Source organism: Romboutsia sp. (assembly GCF_035470145.1).
Classification (GTDB): domain Bacteria; phylum Bacillota; class Clostridia; order Peptostreptococcales; family Peptostreptococcaceae; genus Romboutsia_D.
Window position 1 is genome coordinate 1 of sequence record NZ_DATIRC010000114.1, and the last position, 15,733, is coordinate 15,733.

Annotated in this window: 18 protein-coding genes; all 18 read right to left on the minus strand. The window is 28.3% G+C overall.

From position 1 onward, the window contains the following. On the minus strand, positions 1 to 1,350 hold a 1,350-nt coding region (spoIVA, locus tag VLM92_RS04330; protein WP_325275127.1), incomplete at its 3' end, for a stage IV sporulation protein A. 103 nt (positions 1,351 to 1,453) lie between these two features. Next, positions 1,454 to 2,476 (minus strand): NAD(P)H-dependent glycerol-3-phosphate dehydrogenase, encoded by a 1,023-nt coding sequence (locus VLM92_RS04335; RefSeq protein WP_325275128.1) that lies wholly within the window; start codon positions 2,474 to 2,476, stop codon positions 1,454 to 1,456. A gap of 27 nt (positions 2,477 to 2,503) precedes the next feature. Continuing rightward, positions 2,504 to 3,112: a glycerol-3-phosphate 1-O-acyltransferase PlsY gene (plsY, locus tag VLM92_RS04340; protein ID WP_325275129.1), complete on the minus strand. Its 609-nt coding sequence runs from the start codon at positions 3,110 to 3,112 to the stop codon at positions 2,504 to 2,506. A gap of 23 nt (positions 3,113 to 3,135) precedes the next feature. Next, positions 3,136 to 4,461 (minus strand): ribosome biogenesis GTPase Der, encoded by a 1,326-nt coding sequence (gene der / locus VLM92_RS04345; protein WP_325275130.1) that lies wholly within the window; start codon positions 4,459 to 4,461, stop codon positions 3,136 to 3,138. 14 nt (positions 4,462 to 4,475) lie between these two features. Continuing rightward, positions 4,476 to 5,804, minus strand: a complete 1,329-nt coding sequence (locus VLM92_RS04350; protein ID WP_325275131.1) for a DUF512 domain-containing protein — start codon at positions 5,802 to 5,804, stop codon at positions 4,476 to 4,478. Positions 5,805 to 5,909: 105 nt separating this feature from the next. Further along, positions 5,910 to 6,110 carry a capping complex subunit for YIEGIA gene (locus tag VLM92_RS04355; RefSeq protein WP_325275132.1) on the minus strand — a complete coding sequence of 67 codons (201 nt, stop codon included), beginning with the start codon at positions 6,108 to 6,110 and terminating at the stop codon, positions 5,910 to 5,912. Between the two features lies 1 nt (position 6,111). After that, the gene (locus VLM92_RS04360; RefSeq protein ID WP_325275133.1) at positions 6,112 to 7,041 is read right to left on the minus strand and encodes a YIEGIA domain-containing protein; all 930 of its coding nucleotides are present in this window, start codon (positions 7,039 to 7,041) and stop codon (positions 6,112 to 6,114) included. A gap of 18 nt (positions 7,042 to 7,059) precedes the next feature. Further along, on the minus strand, positions 7,060 to 7,989 hold the full coding sequence (locus tag VLM92_RS04365) for a YIEGIA domain-containing protein (RefSeq protein ID WP_325275134.1): 930 nt from the start codon (positions 7,987 to 7,989) through the stop codon (positions 7,060 to 7,062). 97 nt (positions 7,990 to 8,086) lie between these two features. After that, a complete protein-coding gene (locus tag VLM92_RS04370) occupies positions 8,087 to 9,373 on the minus strand; it encodes an ATP-binding protein (RefSeq protein ID WP_325275135.1) in 1,287 nt (428 codons plus the stop codon). 27 nt (positions 9,374 to 9,400) lie between these two features. Further along, positions 9,401 to 10,090: a response regulator transcription factor gene (locus VLM92_RS04375; protein WP_325275136.1), complete on the minus strand. Its 690-nt coding sequence runs from the start codon at positions 10,088 to 10,090 to the stop codon at positions 9,401 to 9,403. 18 nt (positions 10,091 to 10,108) lie between these two features. Continuing rightward, on the minus strand, positions 10,109 to 10,819 hold the full coding sequence (pgeF, locus tag VLM92_RS04380) for a peptidoglycan editing factor PgeF (RefSeq protein WP_325275137.1): 711 nt from the start codon (positions 10,817 to 10,819) through the stop codon (positions 10,109 to 10,111). A 1-nt stretch (position 10,820) separates the two neighbouring features. Further along, complete coding sequence (gene nrdR / locus VLM92_RS04385; RefSeq protein ID WP_325275138.1) at positions 10,821 to 11,279, minus strand: transcriptional regulator NrdR; 459 nt, start codon at positions 11,277 to 11,279, stop codon at positions 10,821 to 10,823. A 21-nt stretch (positions 11,280 to 11,300) separates the two neighbouring features. Then, positions 11,301 to 11,564: a YlmC/YmxH family sporulation protein gene (locus VLM92_RS04390; protein WP_325275139.1), complete on the minus strand. Its 264-nt coding sequence runs from the start codon at positions 11,562 to 11,564 to the stop codon at positions 11,301 to 11,303. Positions 11,565 to 11,639: 75 nt separating this feature from the next. Next, positions 11,640 to 13,313: a diguanylate cyclase gene (locus tag VLM92_RS04395; protein WP_325275140.1), complete on the minus strand. Its 1,674-nt coding sequence runs from the start codon at positions 13,311 to 13,313 to the stop codon at positions 11,640 to 11,642. A gap of 80 nt (positions 13,314 to 13,393) precedes the next feature. Beyond that, positions 13,394 to 13,513, minus strand: a complete 120-nt coding sequence (locus VLM92_RS04400; protein WP_325275141.1) for a cyclic lactone autoinducer peptide — start codon at positions 13,511 to 13,513, stop codon at positions 13,394 to 13,396. Positions 13,514 to 13,608: 95 nt separating this feature from the next. Beyond that, the gene (locus VLM92_RS04405; protein ID WP_325275142.1) at positions 13,609 to 14,262 is read right to left on the minus strand and encodes an accessory gene regulator B family protein; all 654 of its coding nucleotides are present in this window, start codon (positions 14,260 to 14,262) and stop codon (positions 13,609 to 13,611) included. A gap of 11 nt (positions 14,263 to 14,273) precedes the next feature. Continuing rightward, the gene (locus VLM92_RS04410) at positions 14,274 to 14,738 is read right to left on the minus strand and encodes a hypothetical protein (protein ID WP_325275143.1); all 465 of its coding nucleotides are present in this window, start codon (positions 14,736 to 14,738) and stop codon (positions 14,274 to 14,276) included. 141 nt (positions 14,739 to 14,879) lie between these two features. After that, positions 14,880 to 15,653, minus strand: coding sequence for an RNA polymerase sporulation sigma factor SigG (gene sigG, locus VLM92_RS04415; RefSeq protein ID WP_325275144.1), 774 nt, complete (start codon positions 15,651 to 15,653; stop codon positions 14,880 to 14,882). Positions 15,654 to 15,733 lie beyond the last annotated feature (80 nt).

A 15,733-nucleotide genomic window follows, 5' to 3' on the forward strand; every position in this document is an offset into this window, starting at 1 on the left:
TAAATCATGTAAAGACTTCCCAAACATATTTGAAGCCCATATCTCACTAGGATTTTGTTCAAATTCTTCTTGAAGATATTTTACCATTTCTTCACCTTGATTTTGACTTCCTACTATTGGAGATATTTCAGTTGATATATCCGCTTTTATTATATGCAGTGATGGAGCATTAGCTTTTAACTTAACACCATACTGTTTTCCTTGTTTTATTATTTCTGGCTCTTCTAAGCTAAGTTCTTCTAAAGATGGAGCTACAACACCATAACCCTTTGTCTTAGCATCTATTAATGCATATTCTATTTTATCATACTCATTTTTTACTTTTGATAGTTTAGTTATAAGACTTAATAGCTGGTGATCTCCTTCTATTTTAAATCCACTCTTTTCTTCTAATACATTGTAGAATAGTCCTTGTTTTGCAGTTAAATCGATACTTATAACCCCTTCTCCAAGTTCCACATTATCTACTGCTGTATCTTCTAAAAATTCTAATTCAGAAAATCCTGCTACTATATCATCTATATCTCTTATTTTACCTATTTCTGCTATACTTTGTTTTAATGTAAATATTATATTATTTTTAATCCAGTGGTTTCTTTCTAATCCTTCTACCCACTCAGGTAAATTTATTCTTATTTCATTTAATGGAAAATCATAAAGTACAGTTTCCATTACATTTTCTATGTCTTCTTCATCCATAGCAAGAACATTTAATGGAACTATTGGAGCATCGTACTTTTCTTCTAGCTCCGCTCTTAAAAGTTCTGTTTCTTCACTATCAGGGTCTAATGTATTTAAAACAATAGCGAATGGTTTGTTTAATAATTTTAATTCATTTATAACTCTTTCTTCTGCTGAAAGATAATTCTTTCTATCTATTCCAGTCACAGAACCATCTGTCAAAACTACTATTCCTAATGTAGAATGATCTCTTATAACCTTTTTAGTTCCTATCTCTGCAGCTTTTTCAAATGTCATAGCTTCTTGTGACCACGGAGTAGAAACAAGTCTTTGTTTACCTTCTTCTTCATGCCCTAAAGCTCCGTCTACTATGTATCCTACACAATCAACCATTCTAACTTTTAAAGATACTGTTTCTCTTATTTTTATTTCCACTCCATCAGCTGGAACAAACTTCGGCTCTACTGTCATTATTGTTTTTCCTGAGCCACTTTGAGGTATTTCATCTTGTGTTCTCTCTCTCTTGAATTCATTTTCTATGTTTGGTAATACCAATTTTTCCATGAACTTTCTTATAAATGTAGATTTACCTGTTCTTACAGGGCCAACTACACCAATATATATATCTCCTTGAGTTCTTTTTGCGATATCCTCATATATGTTGTTCATTAAATTCCCCTCCTGCATATAGTTTCTTAATAAATTATATTTTAGGTTTGGGACTATTATTACTAAATTTTATTTTTGTTTTCAACATAATAAAAAGCTAGGATTAAAATCCTAGCTTTTCATCTACTACTTCTTCCATTTCATGAGTTTTGTTTCTCATCATTAATTCTATTACTACCTCATTTGGATTTGATCCATTATGTAATACAGAATATATAGCGTTAGTTATAGGCATATCTATATTTAATTTTTTAGCAACTTCATATGCTACTTCTGTTGCCGTTATACCTTCAACTACCATTTTTACTTCTTTAAGAGTTTCCTCTAAGTTTTTACCTTGACCTATAAGTATTCCAGCTCTTCTATTTCTACTGTGCATACTAGTACAAGTAACTATTAAATCTCCAATTCCTGAAAGCCCTGCAAATGTAGATACATTTGCACCCATTGCAGCTCCAAGTCTTCCTATTTCTGTGATTCCTCTAGTCATTAGAGCTGCTTTAGCATTATCTCCATAACCTAATCCATCACATATCCCAGCTCCAAAAGCTATAATATTTTTTAATGCTCCACCAAGTTCTACTCCTACTATATCAGGATTCGTGTAAACTCTAAACTTAGGACTCATAAATATATCTTGTACAATTTGAGCTATTTCTAAATTTTGTGATGCTACTACTACTGTAGTTGGTATATCTTTTGCAACTTCTTCTGCATGAGAAGGTCCTGATAAAGTTGCATATGGATTATTCGGTAATTCTTGTTCACAAACTTCTGACAATCTAAGTCCAGTTCCTTTTTCAAGTCCTTTTGCAACATCTACTAATATTTGCTTCTCTTTAACAAATGGTTTTATTTGCTTAGATACACTTCTTATAGCTTGTGATGGAACTGCTAAAACTATTATTTTACTATCTACAACAGCCTCTTCTATATCTGTCGTTACTGCTATATTGTTAGGAAATAATACTCCTGGTAAATAATCTATATTTTCCCTAGTCTTATTTATTTTATTAGCTTGCTCTTCATTTAAGGTCCACATGCTTACTTCATAGCCTTTTTTAGCTAAGACTAGTGCTAATGCACTCCCCCAACTTCCAGCTCCTAGTACACATATCTTTTCCATCTTAAACACCACCTAACCACGCTAAAATTATTCTTTCTTTTGTCCTATCTTTCTTTCTGTTCCTTTTAACAATCTTTTTATATTTTCTCTATGAGTATATATAATTAATCCTGCTAAGAATAAGGTTACTACTACACCTCTTTTATTTTGAACCAACATCATTATTACTGGTGACATTGATATACTGACTACAGATCCTAATGATACATATTTTGTTATTAATACTACTATTAAAAATATAGCAAAACAACACAGTGCAATAATAGGGTTCACTGCTATCATAGCTCCAAATGATGTTGCTACACCTTTCCCACCTCTAAAACCTAAAAATGCTGGCCAATTATGTCCACAGACTACACCTACAACTGCTATATATCCCGCTGTAACTACATCTAGTCCTGTAAATTTAGCTATTAACTGTGATAGTAGTACAGCCATTATACCTTTAAGTAAATCTCCTAAAAATGTCATTGCACCTGCTTTTTTTCCAAGTGTTCTAAGTACATTTGTAGAACCTGCATTTCCAGATCCTTGAGTTCTTATATCTATTCCTGCTAATCTTTTAGTCACTATATAAGATGTTGATATATTTCCTAAAAGATATGCAATTATAATAATTATTATATAGCTAAGCATATTAACCCCCTTAAGAAGTACTGTTATTTTCTATTTTTTTCTCTGTATTCAAATTGTACAGGTGTTCCTTCAAATCCAAAGTTTTCTCTTATTTTATTTTCAAGATATCTTTGATATGAGAAGTGAGTTAAGCTTTTATCATTTATAAATAATGTAAACTTAGGTGGCTTAACTCCAGTTTGAGATCCATAGTAAATCTTTAATCTCTTTCCTTTATCTGATGGTGGTTGGTTTAGCATTACAGCCTCACCTATTACATCATTTAATGCTGAAGTTGAAACTCTCTTAGCATGTTCACTTGCTACATACTCAGCTATTTCTAATACCTTACTCATTCTTTGATTAGTTTTAGCAGATACAAATATAACTGGTGCATACATCATGAATGGGAATTTTTCTTTTACTTCTTTAGTGTAATTACCTAAAGTTTTATTATCTTTTTCTATTAAATCCCACTTGTTAATTACAAATACACATGCTTTACCTTCATCATGGGCTATACCTGCAACCTTTGTATCTTGTTCTGTAAATCCTTCTGCAGCATCTATTACTATAAGTACCACATCTGCTCTATCTACGGCTGCCATAGATCTTATTACACTATATTTTTCTACACTTTCATATATTTTACTTTTTCTTCTTAAACCTGCTGTATCTATAAGAAGGAATTTTTGACCATTTTTTTCTACATAAGTATCAACTGCATCTCTAGTAGTTCCTGCAATAGGACTTACTATAACTCTTTCCTCACCTAATATATTATTAAGTATCGAACTTTTTCCTGCATTTGGCTTACCAGTTATAGCTACTCTTATCATATCTTCGTCGTACTCTGTGTTTAATCCTTCTGGGAAGTTTTGAATAACCTCATCTAATAAATCTCCAAGACCCATACTGTTAGCACTTGATATTGCAAATGGCATTCCAAGTCCTAATTCATAAAAATCATACACATTATCAAATTGATTTTGATTATCTATCTTATTAACTACTAAAATTACTGGCTTTTTAGTTTTTCTAAGTATCTGAGCTACTTCTCTATCTGCTGGTGTTAAGCCTGTTTTTCCATCAACTACAAAAAGTATAATATGAGCCATATCCATAGCAAGCATAGCTTGATTTCTCATATGAGATAGTATTATATCTCCATTTTCTGGTTCTATACCTCCTGTATCTATTAATGTAAAGTATCTATTTAACCATTCTACCTCTGTAAATATTCTATCTCTAGTAACTCCTGGTGTATCTTCTACTATAGATATTCTTTTTCCTGCTAATTTATTAAATAATGTTGATTTTCCAACATTAGGTCTTCCTACTACTGCAACTATTGGTCTATTATCACTCATAATAATCTCCTTTCCTATTTCAATATTTTATCTACAAAGTCGTTACCTTCATTTAAGCATGGTACAACTTCAATTTTCATAATTTCATTTAATTCTTCTAATGTTATATTATCTAAGAAGATTTCTTCATCTGCTTTAAGCATACTTCTTGAAATATATAAAGTCTCACCTAGATCTTTATCCTTTAATTGCTCTATTATATCTGTAGCTGTTATAAGTCCTGATACAGTTATTGTATTCCCAAAGAAATTATTTACTATCTTATATACATTTATTTGGACATTTGGGCATACATCCATTATTTCTTTAGCCATATTTTTTATAAATTCAAATGCTGAATATCCAGTTGCTATAGAAACTTTTTTCTTCCTTGAAGTTTGGTATTTACATAATGTTTTTAGATGATCTTGTATTTCGCTTTCTAATTTACTTATTATCCCTACACCATTTTCAAGCTGTATAAATCCTTCATATTCATCATATTCTAATAATTTTCTATTAGCTATTATATAAAATTCATCCGACAAAAATGCAAATCTAGTTCCTATTTTCTCTAAATACATTTTTTGAAGTTCATGTATTTGCTGTATTGTTTCATTTGCAGTTTTTTCATTAAATATTTCTAAGTTGGGTAAATGTCCTCTATGCTTAGTTATTCCTACTGGAACAATCGCTGCACTATTTACGTATGGATATAATGTTTCTAAATCCTTTATCGTTCTTGTTAATTCTTCTTTATCATTATATCCTGGACATAATACTATTTGACAGTTCATTTGAATTTGAGCATCTGCTAGACGTTTCATTATACCATACAGTTTACCTGCAAACTTATTTTTTATCATTTTTTGTCTAAGTTCTGGATTAGTAGTATGCACTGATATATTTATAGGGCTTATTCTATACTTAATTATATTATTTATATCTTCCTCACTCATATTTGTAAGAGTTACAAAGTTTCCTTGTAAGAATGATAGTCTTGAATCATCATCTTTAAAATAAAGAGTTTCTCTCATTCCCTTTGGAAGTTGGTCTATAAAACAAAATACACATTTATTTCTACAGCTTTTAGCTTGGTCTATTATAGGATTTGTAAACTCAATTCCTAAATCTTCATCATAGTCTTTTTCTATTTCGTATATGTATACTTCTCCATCAATTTTTTGTATCTCAACTTCTAAATATTCATCACTTAATAAAAACCTATATTCTATTATATCATGTATTGCTTGATCATTTACAGAAATAAGTAAATCACCAACTTCTATGCCTATTTCTTCTGCAATACTATCTTTATATACTTTACTTATTATATTATTTACATTTTTAACATTTACTTCCATACATTGTCACCACTTTTCTTTAGTACATACATCATATTATAATATCATGTTTTGATAAAAATAGTCAATATTCCCTATAATTTAAAAGGTACCTATAGGTACCTTTTAATGTTTGACTATAATTAAAGTTCCGTTTGTCATATCATGAACCATACCTCCAACACTTTTTGCCATTAACATCGCTTTATGTTGTAAATCTTTTTCATCATTAGCATAAAATATTGGACATCCTCCGCCATGTTGCATATTTTTATCTGTTGTTACTATTGCCAATGTATATTCTGTTAAATTCGTATTACTTCCCATTTTATACACTTCCTTTCTCGCCTATTTTATATTTAATAGATAAATTTTTACCTTTAGAACTTGAAAGAATAGGACATGATTTTATTGCTTGTATTACCTTTTGAGGATCTCTTTCTATTGGTATATATGCTAATATTATGCTTTCATTTTTAGGGTTTCTCCTTGGAAGAGGAACAAATGCTGGCTCATCATCTTCCCTAAGAAGGCCCATTCTTGAGTAAATATTATATACTATAGCTTGTCTTTGTCCTGGATCATATAATATACTTGCATTAGTATAATTTTTATCTTTAGGTATTATTTCTATACCTACTCCTTTAGAAAGGTATCTTTCTCTTTCACTTTCCAATCCTACATTAGTAATACCTTTCAAATCTCCAACTTGCATTATAAATTCATCTACAAAACTTATTTTAACTTCACGAACATCAGCTATATCTTCAATGCTTTTTCTAGTAAGTAATTTCTTCATTACTAGCGCTAATGTTATCCCGAAAATTGCACTTACTGTTAAACTTACATTTGAAGTAAAGTTAAAGTCCTTAATTAATAAATAATGTAAAGCTATCGTCATAAAGGATGTTAATATACACATGTAATTTCTTACCTCATATGTTCTAGCAATTTCCTCTATAAATGCACTGCCTCTTTTTACAAGCTGTATATCTTCTAAGTTTTGAAGACTATCTCTTCTATTTTCTCTAACCTTTCTAAATTGTTCTGCTGCTAATGATAAAAACGTTATTGAAGTATATGATTTTGCTATTAAAGCAGGTACTACTAATGCACCTAATGCTGAAGCTACAAAAGCTAATACCATTTGAGTTAATATGAGATTAGGTTGTGTAGGATATTGTTTTTTATCTAAATTCAACATTATTATCCTTGATAAAACTCCTATTGTTAATGCTACTACAAATACTCTATCCACTATATCACCTCTTTTTAATTATGCATTTTTCTTATAGTCACTATTTTTACTTTTTGCATTTTCTATAATCGGAGTACTTTTTGCAATTTTTACCATAGTATTTATATCTTTCATTATAGGTATAAACGGTATTACAACTGTATGTTTATTTAAATCCATCTTAGATATTGTCAAAATGTCTTTTTCATCTACATCTTTATTTACCCCCATATGTATAAAAATGTTATGTATAATAGCTTGTCTTTGTCCTATATCACTGATTATTCCAAAGTCACCTATACTTTTAGGTACAATTTCTATAGCTATGCCTTCTTCTAAATATCTTTTTCTTGTATCTTCTAAACCTATGTTAGTTACAATTGCATCATTTACTTTTAATATTGAATCATCAAAATGGATTTTAGCTGGATATATATCAGCTATATCTCCTACGCTATCTCTTCTTAGATATCTTCTTATTAATATTCCTACAATACAAGCTCCAATTGTTGCTACTATTGTACATCCTACAAATCTAAAATCAAATTTCTTAGAAAATAGTATAAATAATCCTGATGCTACCAATGAAGATAGTAAACTTATATAACTCCTAGCTTCATATGTTGATGCTATTTCCTCTACATATGCAGAACCTTTTTTCACAATTTCATCATTATCTATATTTTCTAATGTTATTCTTTCTTGTTCAGCTAAACCTTGAAATTGCTGAATAGCAACAGCAAAAAAAGTTAAGGCAGCGAACTCCTTATCCATAAGAGCAGGTAGCGCTATAGCTCCTAATGATGATGCTAATGCAGACGTTATCAGTTGTTCTAAATAATCTTGAGGTCTTGTAGGATATTGTTTGTCAGTTATTCTTAACACAAATGCCCTACACAATATGCCTAAAATTGACGCTACTATAAATGAATGTCTAAACAAATCTTCTCTTAGTAAATGTTCTTTCATTATCTCAACTCCTTTTATTTTCTTGAATTTTATTATTAATTTTTTCTATTTTTTTATAATAATAGTTTGCACAAAAATAAAAAAAAATCTCCTTATATTAAAGGAAATTTTTTTGAGGTATAGTAACAATAAATTCGCTACCTTTTTCTAATTCACTTTTTACATTTATACTTCCACCTAAATACTTAATTATATGCTTAGTAATCGCTAATCCTAGACCCGTCCCACCTACATCTCTACTTCTAGCCTTATCAACTCTATAGAATCTTTCAAATATACGATCTATATCTTCTTCTGGTATTCCTACACCTTCATCTTTTACACTAATAACAATTGAATTTTGTTTTATACCAACATTAATATGAACATCCTTGTTCTCTGGTGTATATTTTATTGCATTATCTATGAGGTTTAAGAATACTTGTTTTATATAATCCCTATTTGAAAATACTCTTATAGATTTATCACTAAACTCATACGTTAATTTTATATTCTTTGATTTTGCTATATAGCTAGTCATATCATAAACTTCCATAAAGACTTCATATATACAAACACTATCTACTAACACATTATCCTTGTTTTCTATGAATGATAATAATAATATATCATCAATAAGTCTCTTTAATCGATTAGATTCACTTTCTATAATATCTAAAAATCTATTTCTTGTATATTGATCTATATTTTCGTTCAACTTTAAAGTTTCTATAAAACCACTTATCGATGTTAAAGGTGTTTTAAGCTCATGGCTCACATTAGCTACAAAATCACTTCTCATATTTTCTAGTCTAACCTTTTCTGTTATATCCTGTATATTAATGATAGAACCTATTATTATATTATTAATATTTTGAAGATATATCGGGTCTAAACTAATTTTATATACTAAATCATCGTTTATTCTAATTTCTTTTCTTTTGTTTTTCTTTGATCCTTTAAAAGAAACTATTTCTTTAAGCAGTTTTTCCTCATTTATTAGTATGCTTGCATTTGTACCTTCTATTGGTTTATCACAGTCACACTTCAGCATTCTTTTAGCTTCTTCATTTATTAGCATTATATTTCCATCTATGTCTATCGCTAAAATCCCATGAGATATACTTTTTAATATAGATGTCATTTGAAGGTGGCTATATTCAACTTCACTAATCGTACTATCCATTATTTCTATCATTTCATTAAAATTCTTAGCCAATTCACCTAACTCTCCTTGGACCGATAGATTTAACCTTGATTGAAATTCTTTATTACTGATTTTTTTAGAAACATAAATAAATTCTTCTAAATATCGTCTCAATCTCACTGTATACCTAATAGATAGTATTGCAACTATTACTGATACTAATACAATAAAGAAAATTATAGTTGTTAATTGTTCCATAAAATAGTTCTCCTACGTATATTTATTCTAGTCAATTTTGTATCCAACACCTCTTATAGTTTGAATATATTTTTCTGAGGTACTATCCTCCTCTATTTTCTTTCTTAAATATCTAATATGAACATCTACAGTTCTAGTTTCACCGTAGTATTCATAGCCCCATATTTTATCTAATAGATGATTCCTAGAAAGAACTTTGCCTTTATTTTCTAGTAATAACTTTAATAATTCAAATTCTTTAAGTGTTAAATCTATCTTTTCTGATCCTTTGTATACTTCATGCTTGTGTAAATCTACTTTTAAATTTCCAGTTGTTAATATAGACTCTCCCGGCTGCATATTTACATTACATCTTCTTAGAATAGTACCTATTCTTGCTAGTAACTCCTTTATACTAAATGGCTTAGTTATATAATCATCTGCGCCTATCTCAAGACCTTCCACTTTATCATTTTCCATATTTTTTGCAGTCAGCATTATTACAGGTGTTTGGTTTAAATCTTTATCATTTCTAATCTTTTTTAATACATCAATTCCACTTATATTTGGTAACATCCAATCTAAAAGTATTAAATCCGGCTTAATTTCTTTAGCTTTTATATATCCATCTACCCCATCATATGCGTATTCCACTTTATAATTAGACATTTCTAAATTAAATTTCAGAAGCTCTACTATGTGTATTTCATCATCTATAACAAGTACTTTAATTTTCATCTTTGGCTAATCTCCTCTCTATTTTATCTCTAGTATCATTCCTATTCTATTAGGTGTTTTATCATGTTTTCTATAAGAATGAAATTCTTCACACCTACAACTAGTACATATATTTAAATTAATTATATTTTTTTCTTTTACACCAGCTCTTTGTAATATATATTCATTAATTCTCCATAAATCTAAATAATAACTACTTCCTTTTATTATATAGAATTTTTCTTCGCCATTTGTAAGAATTGTGTTAAATTTTTCAATTAATTCTTTTGATACCTCATAACAACATGGTCCTATTGATGGACCTATTATACATACAATATCTTCTACACTAGTCTTATAATTGTTAACCATACCTTCTATCGTCTTTTGAGCTATTTTTTCATATGTTCCTCTCCAACCTGCATGTGCTAATCCTACTGCTTTATTCTTTTTATCTATAATAGCTATCGGAACACAATCTGCTGTAAATACTAACAAAGGTACATTTTTTAAATTAGTTATCAGCGAATCACCATCTTTTTTTTGTCCTATATTACTTTCATCAACTACATTGACTATATCTGAATGAATTTGCACATTACTTGTTAAATTTTTAAAAGTAAAATTTCCATCTTTACATACTTTTAACATATCTTCTTTAGATTTTGCATCTATATTCTTAAGTGTTATTGCTAAATTTATGAAGTCTATATTTTCTTGTATTTCTTTAACATTTATAAAACCATTCATATTAGTCTCCCTTTTCCATCAATATGTTTTTTAATTCTATTACAAATGTATTTATGTCCTTAAATTGTCTATATACAGATGCAAATCTTACATATGCTACTTCATCTACATCTTTCAATTTATCCATAACCATTTCACCTATTTTTTGCGTTTCTATCTCTGATATGTAAAATTTATTTATTTCATTTTCAACATAAGCTACTATATCATCAATTTGTTCCAACGATACAGGCCTTTTTTCACAAGATTTTAATATACCACTCTTTATTTTTTCCCCATCAAAATATTCTCTACTATCATCTTTTTTTATAACCATCACTGGCGTTGTTTCTATTTTTTCATAAGTTGTAAATCTTTTTTTACATGATTCACATTCTCTTCTTCTTCTGATAGATTTACTATCTGTATGTCTTGAATCTATTACTTTAGACTCTTTATAATTACAATAAGGGCATTGCACTTTTTCTTCCTCCTTAGTTAGCTATATATTAAATTCGTCTATGTTAAGTTCTGAACCTATATTTACTATTATAGTATCACATCCTATTTTTAGTATATCACTAAAGAATATAACTTGTCCTTCACCACCTCTAGAAAATAAGCCTCTTCCTCCATCTCCAGTTATAGTAAATGACATTATCTTACCTTCATTTATATCCATATCTATATCCGTTATAAAACCCATTCTTTTTCCATTCTTAACATTTATAATTTCCTTTTCCATTATATCAGATACTCTTATCATTATAATCCCCTCCCTTTAAAAATAAATATGTGCTTGGACAAAAAAAAATGACCTTTATAGGTCATTTTTATATTTTTAAAAATTATCTTTATATTTTTCTAACATTTCTATGAATTTTTCGACTAATTCAGGGTCAAATTGTGTACCTGCATTTGCTCTTAGTTCTTGTATACCTTCTTCATGATTTTTTCTTACATTGTATGGTCTATTAGAAGTCATTGCATCAAAGCTATCTGCAATAGTAAGAATCCTAGCCAAGTAAGGTATTTCTTGACCTTTTAAACCACTTGGGTATCCTCTTCCATCATATCGTTCATGGTGATGTTTTATAAGCGGTATAAACGGTGTAAATGGTTTTATATGATGTATTAAATCCACCCCTACTTGTGGGTGCTCTCTAAACATTTGGAATTCTTCATCTGTAAGTCTTCCTTTTTTATTTAATACCTCTTCAGGTATTTCTAATTTACCTATATCATGTAAATATGCTGCTATTTGAATTTGTACTTGATCTTCTTCTTTTAATTTAAGTATCTGGGCAAACCATTTTACATATATTACAACTCTTTCAGTATGGCCATATGTATATCTATCTTTTAAATTTATCATACTAATAAATGTTTTTAAAGATTTTATGGTATCTTCTGGTATATTCATTTGTTTACACAAATCATCTAAAACACTATGATATGACTCTACTCTATTCTTATTAAATGATTTTGCTCTGTACAAAGCGTCATCTGCAGTGTTTATAAGTTGATGTTTATTTATTGCTCTTCTTGGATAAGACGACACACCTATTGATATAGTAATATTTTTATCAGGCTGATTTTCTTGTCCTTTAAACGTTGTATTTTGTATAGATGTTCTAATTCTTTCCCCCACTTTTATAGCATCTTCTTCACTAGTATTCGGAAGTATTGCTGCAAATTCTTCTCCTCCATATCTAGCTACTACGTCACCTTGCCTTATGCTATTTTTTAGAATTCGTCCTATTTGCTTAAGTAATAAATCTCCTGCTTGATGTCCATTTATATCATTGTAATTTTTAAAATAATCTATATCCATGAATAACAAAGATAATTCTTTATTATTTTCCTCTGAATCAGATATATTATTTTGAAGACATTCTTGAAAGTATCTATGATTATATAATCCCGTGAGCTCATCTTTATTAGCTATTTTCTTAAGTTCCTTACTATGTTCCCTTTCTATATCTACATACATCCCCGATATAAATGCAACTACGAAAACAGCAGTTATAAGAACTAGATCTCTTTCAAAATAAACACTTAGCTGTGCCTTTGTTATAGCATTACTAGAAAAATTTATAGCCATTATAATCGTAGAACATAATATAGATACTCCGATACTATAATTTCTACCAAATTGTATAGCAGCTATTAATACTACAAATATTCCTATTAATTTGTAATCACTATCTTGAAATCCTGTATTAATTAACACTATAAAAAATATAAATAGCATAATAATAGTTTCTATATAATCCACTAATCTCGGTGATATATTTTTTTTATTTTTATATTGTATCAACAACAATAAGAAATATACTATCATTAAAATAAGTATGATACTTCCTATTATAGCAATTATAATTATATTGTTAACATTCATTTTAGGACTTAAAAAACTAAGTATAGCAACTATGCTCAGTATCATATATATAACTTTTAGTACCACTATTACCTCAAATACTTTTTTATTTCTAATTTGGTCAAAATTACTCATTTTATCTCACCTAAAATTATATTTTTTTGTATAATGTGAAAAACCATAAGAGATAATATTCCCTAATGGTTTTTAAAAATTTACTCTTCTCTTAATGATTTTGGTACTTCTGGCTCATAGAATACAAACGCACAGAAAGTTGATGCTCCTGTACCTATTTTTGATAATAGTTCAGATGCCATGTTAAATAAAAAGTCCATTTTAAATCCCCCTTATTAATTTGCAATATAATATATTTTTCTAAAATAATTTTATAATAAATTATTTCAAAACTGATTAAAATTTTTTATTATTTTTAGTATATATTTATAAAATCATATATTTTTTCTAAACTCTTTAGAGTTGAATTTCCTATCTCTGCAAGAGCAAAAATTTGCAACAATATACCTAAAAACATTGATATCATACATGTTTTTGCCCAATATAACCCATGAATTATATTTAATATATAAAGCATTATTATAACTATTAGGTATATATTTATTAACTTAAATGACTTTTTTCTTAACTTTTTTCTCGTGCTTTCTTTTTTTAATGGTTTATTCTTAGACGGTACTGGACATTTTTTGTACAATATATAATATGATAAACATAACCCTATACCCAATATTATAGCTATTAAATTATTACTAAAGTTACACATGATATATTTACATATTACAGATAATATAAAACTAAATAGTACTCCTGTTATTACACATCTTAATGGACTGCTAGAATGTATTCCTCCAGAATATCTTTTCATATATGCTGCAGTTACAGATATAACCATAATTTCTATAACCATATTTGTTAAAATTCCAACAAAAATTGTAGCCAATATAGCTAAGCTAGTATGTATAATAATAAATAAACCGTAATTCAAAATTGCTTTTTCATCATCACTTTTTTTTAATTTATCCCCTAATTTATCAGATATACTTAATGAAATTTTCTCTATTCCCCCCATAATTGACCTCTTTACATCAAAGTATTTATTTTTTTAATTATAGCTTTAAATATAAATACAATACCTATCAATATCAATAGCGATGGTAATGTAGTTAAAGCTCCATATAATGATTTATTGTTAGCTAATTTATCAAATGGTATTTTAAAAATCCCAGTAGCTATAAGTATATATATACCTTCACTTAATGCTAGTGAAATCCATATCATAAACGTAGAAATCATAGATTTTACCAGCTGATTCTCTGAGCTTTTATATAAAATAATTTCAACAACTATCATTGATAATATAGTATGAACACCAAAATTTATAGGCAATAATCTTATAAAAGTTATTAAAATTCCTAACAACATTCCTTTCTTCATTACATTTTTTGTATCTATTTTTATACCTAGCAGTATTAATCCTGATAAAACTAATACTATGCTTTCTGGAAATGTTCTTAGTAAAATATACGTTATTGATGATTCTAGCATATCTTTCTCCTTATAAATAATCATTCTTTTTCTTAATTATATCATTTTATATATATTTTTCCAATTTTTTTTAGGATAAATATGTTAATATAAGAAATAGAAAAATCGTTGATATATTTGCATCAACGATTTTTCTATTTCTTATATATATTTTTTCATGTTTTTCAATGCATTCTTTTCTATTCTCGATACCTGAGCTTGAGATATGCCTATTTCGTCGGCTACTTCTATTTGAGTTCTTCCCTTATAAAACCTTAAGTCTAATACTAATTTTTCTCTACTATTTAATTTCTTAATAGCTTCTTTTAATGCTATTTCTTGTAACCAATTTTCATCTGTGTCTTTTTTATCTTGAACTTGGTCCATTACAAATATAGCATCTCCATTATCTTGATATACTGGGTCAAATAATGATATAGGATCTTGTATTGCATCTAATGCCATAACTACATCTTCTACTGCTAATTCTAGTTCTTTTGCTATTTCTGATACTGTTGGTTCTTTTGCATTAGCTCGTACTAGTCTTTCCCTAACTTGTAAAGCTTTATATGCTATGTCCTTTAACGATCTACTAACTCTTATAGGGTTATTATCTCTTAAATATCGTCTTATTTCACCTATAATCATAGGGACTGCATAAGTTGAAAATCTTACATTTTGGCTTAAATCAAAATTATCGATAGCCTTTATTAGTCCTATACATCCTATTTGGAATAAATCGTCTATATTTTCCCCTCTGTTATTAAATTTTTGTATTACACTTAAAACTAATCTTAAATTGCCTCTTACAAATTGTTGTCTTGCTTCTTCATCTCCGCCTTTTATTTTTAGAAGAAGCTCCATCATTTGGTTGTTTTTAAGAACTGGAAGCTCAGATGTATTTACACCACAGATTTCAACTTTATTAATTTGCATACATTTCAGTCCTCTCTTAAAAGTTTTATCTATATGAAATTATTTACACATCATATATTTTTATACTTTTAAGACTGAAT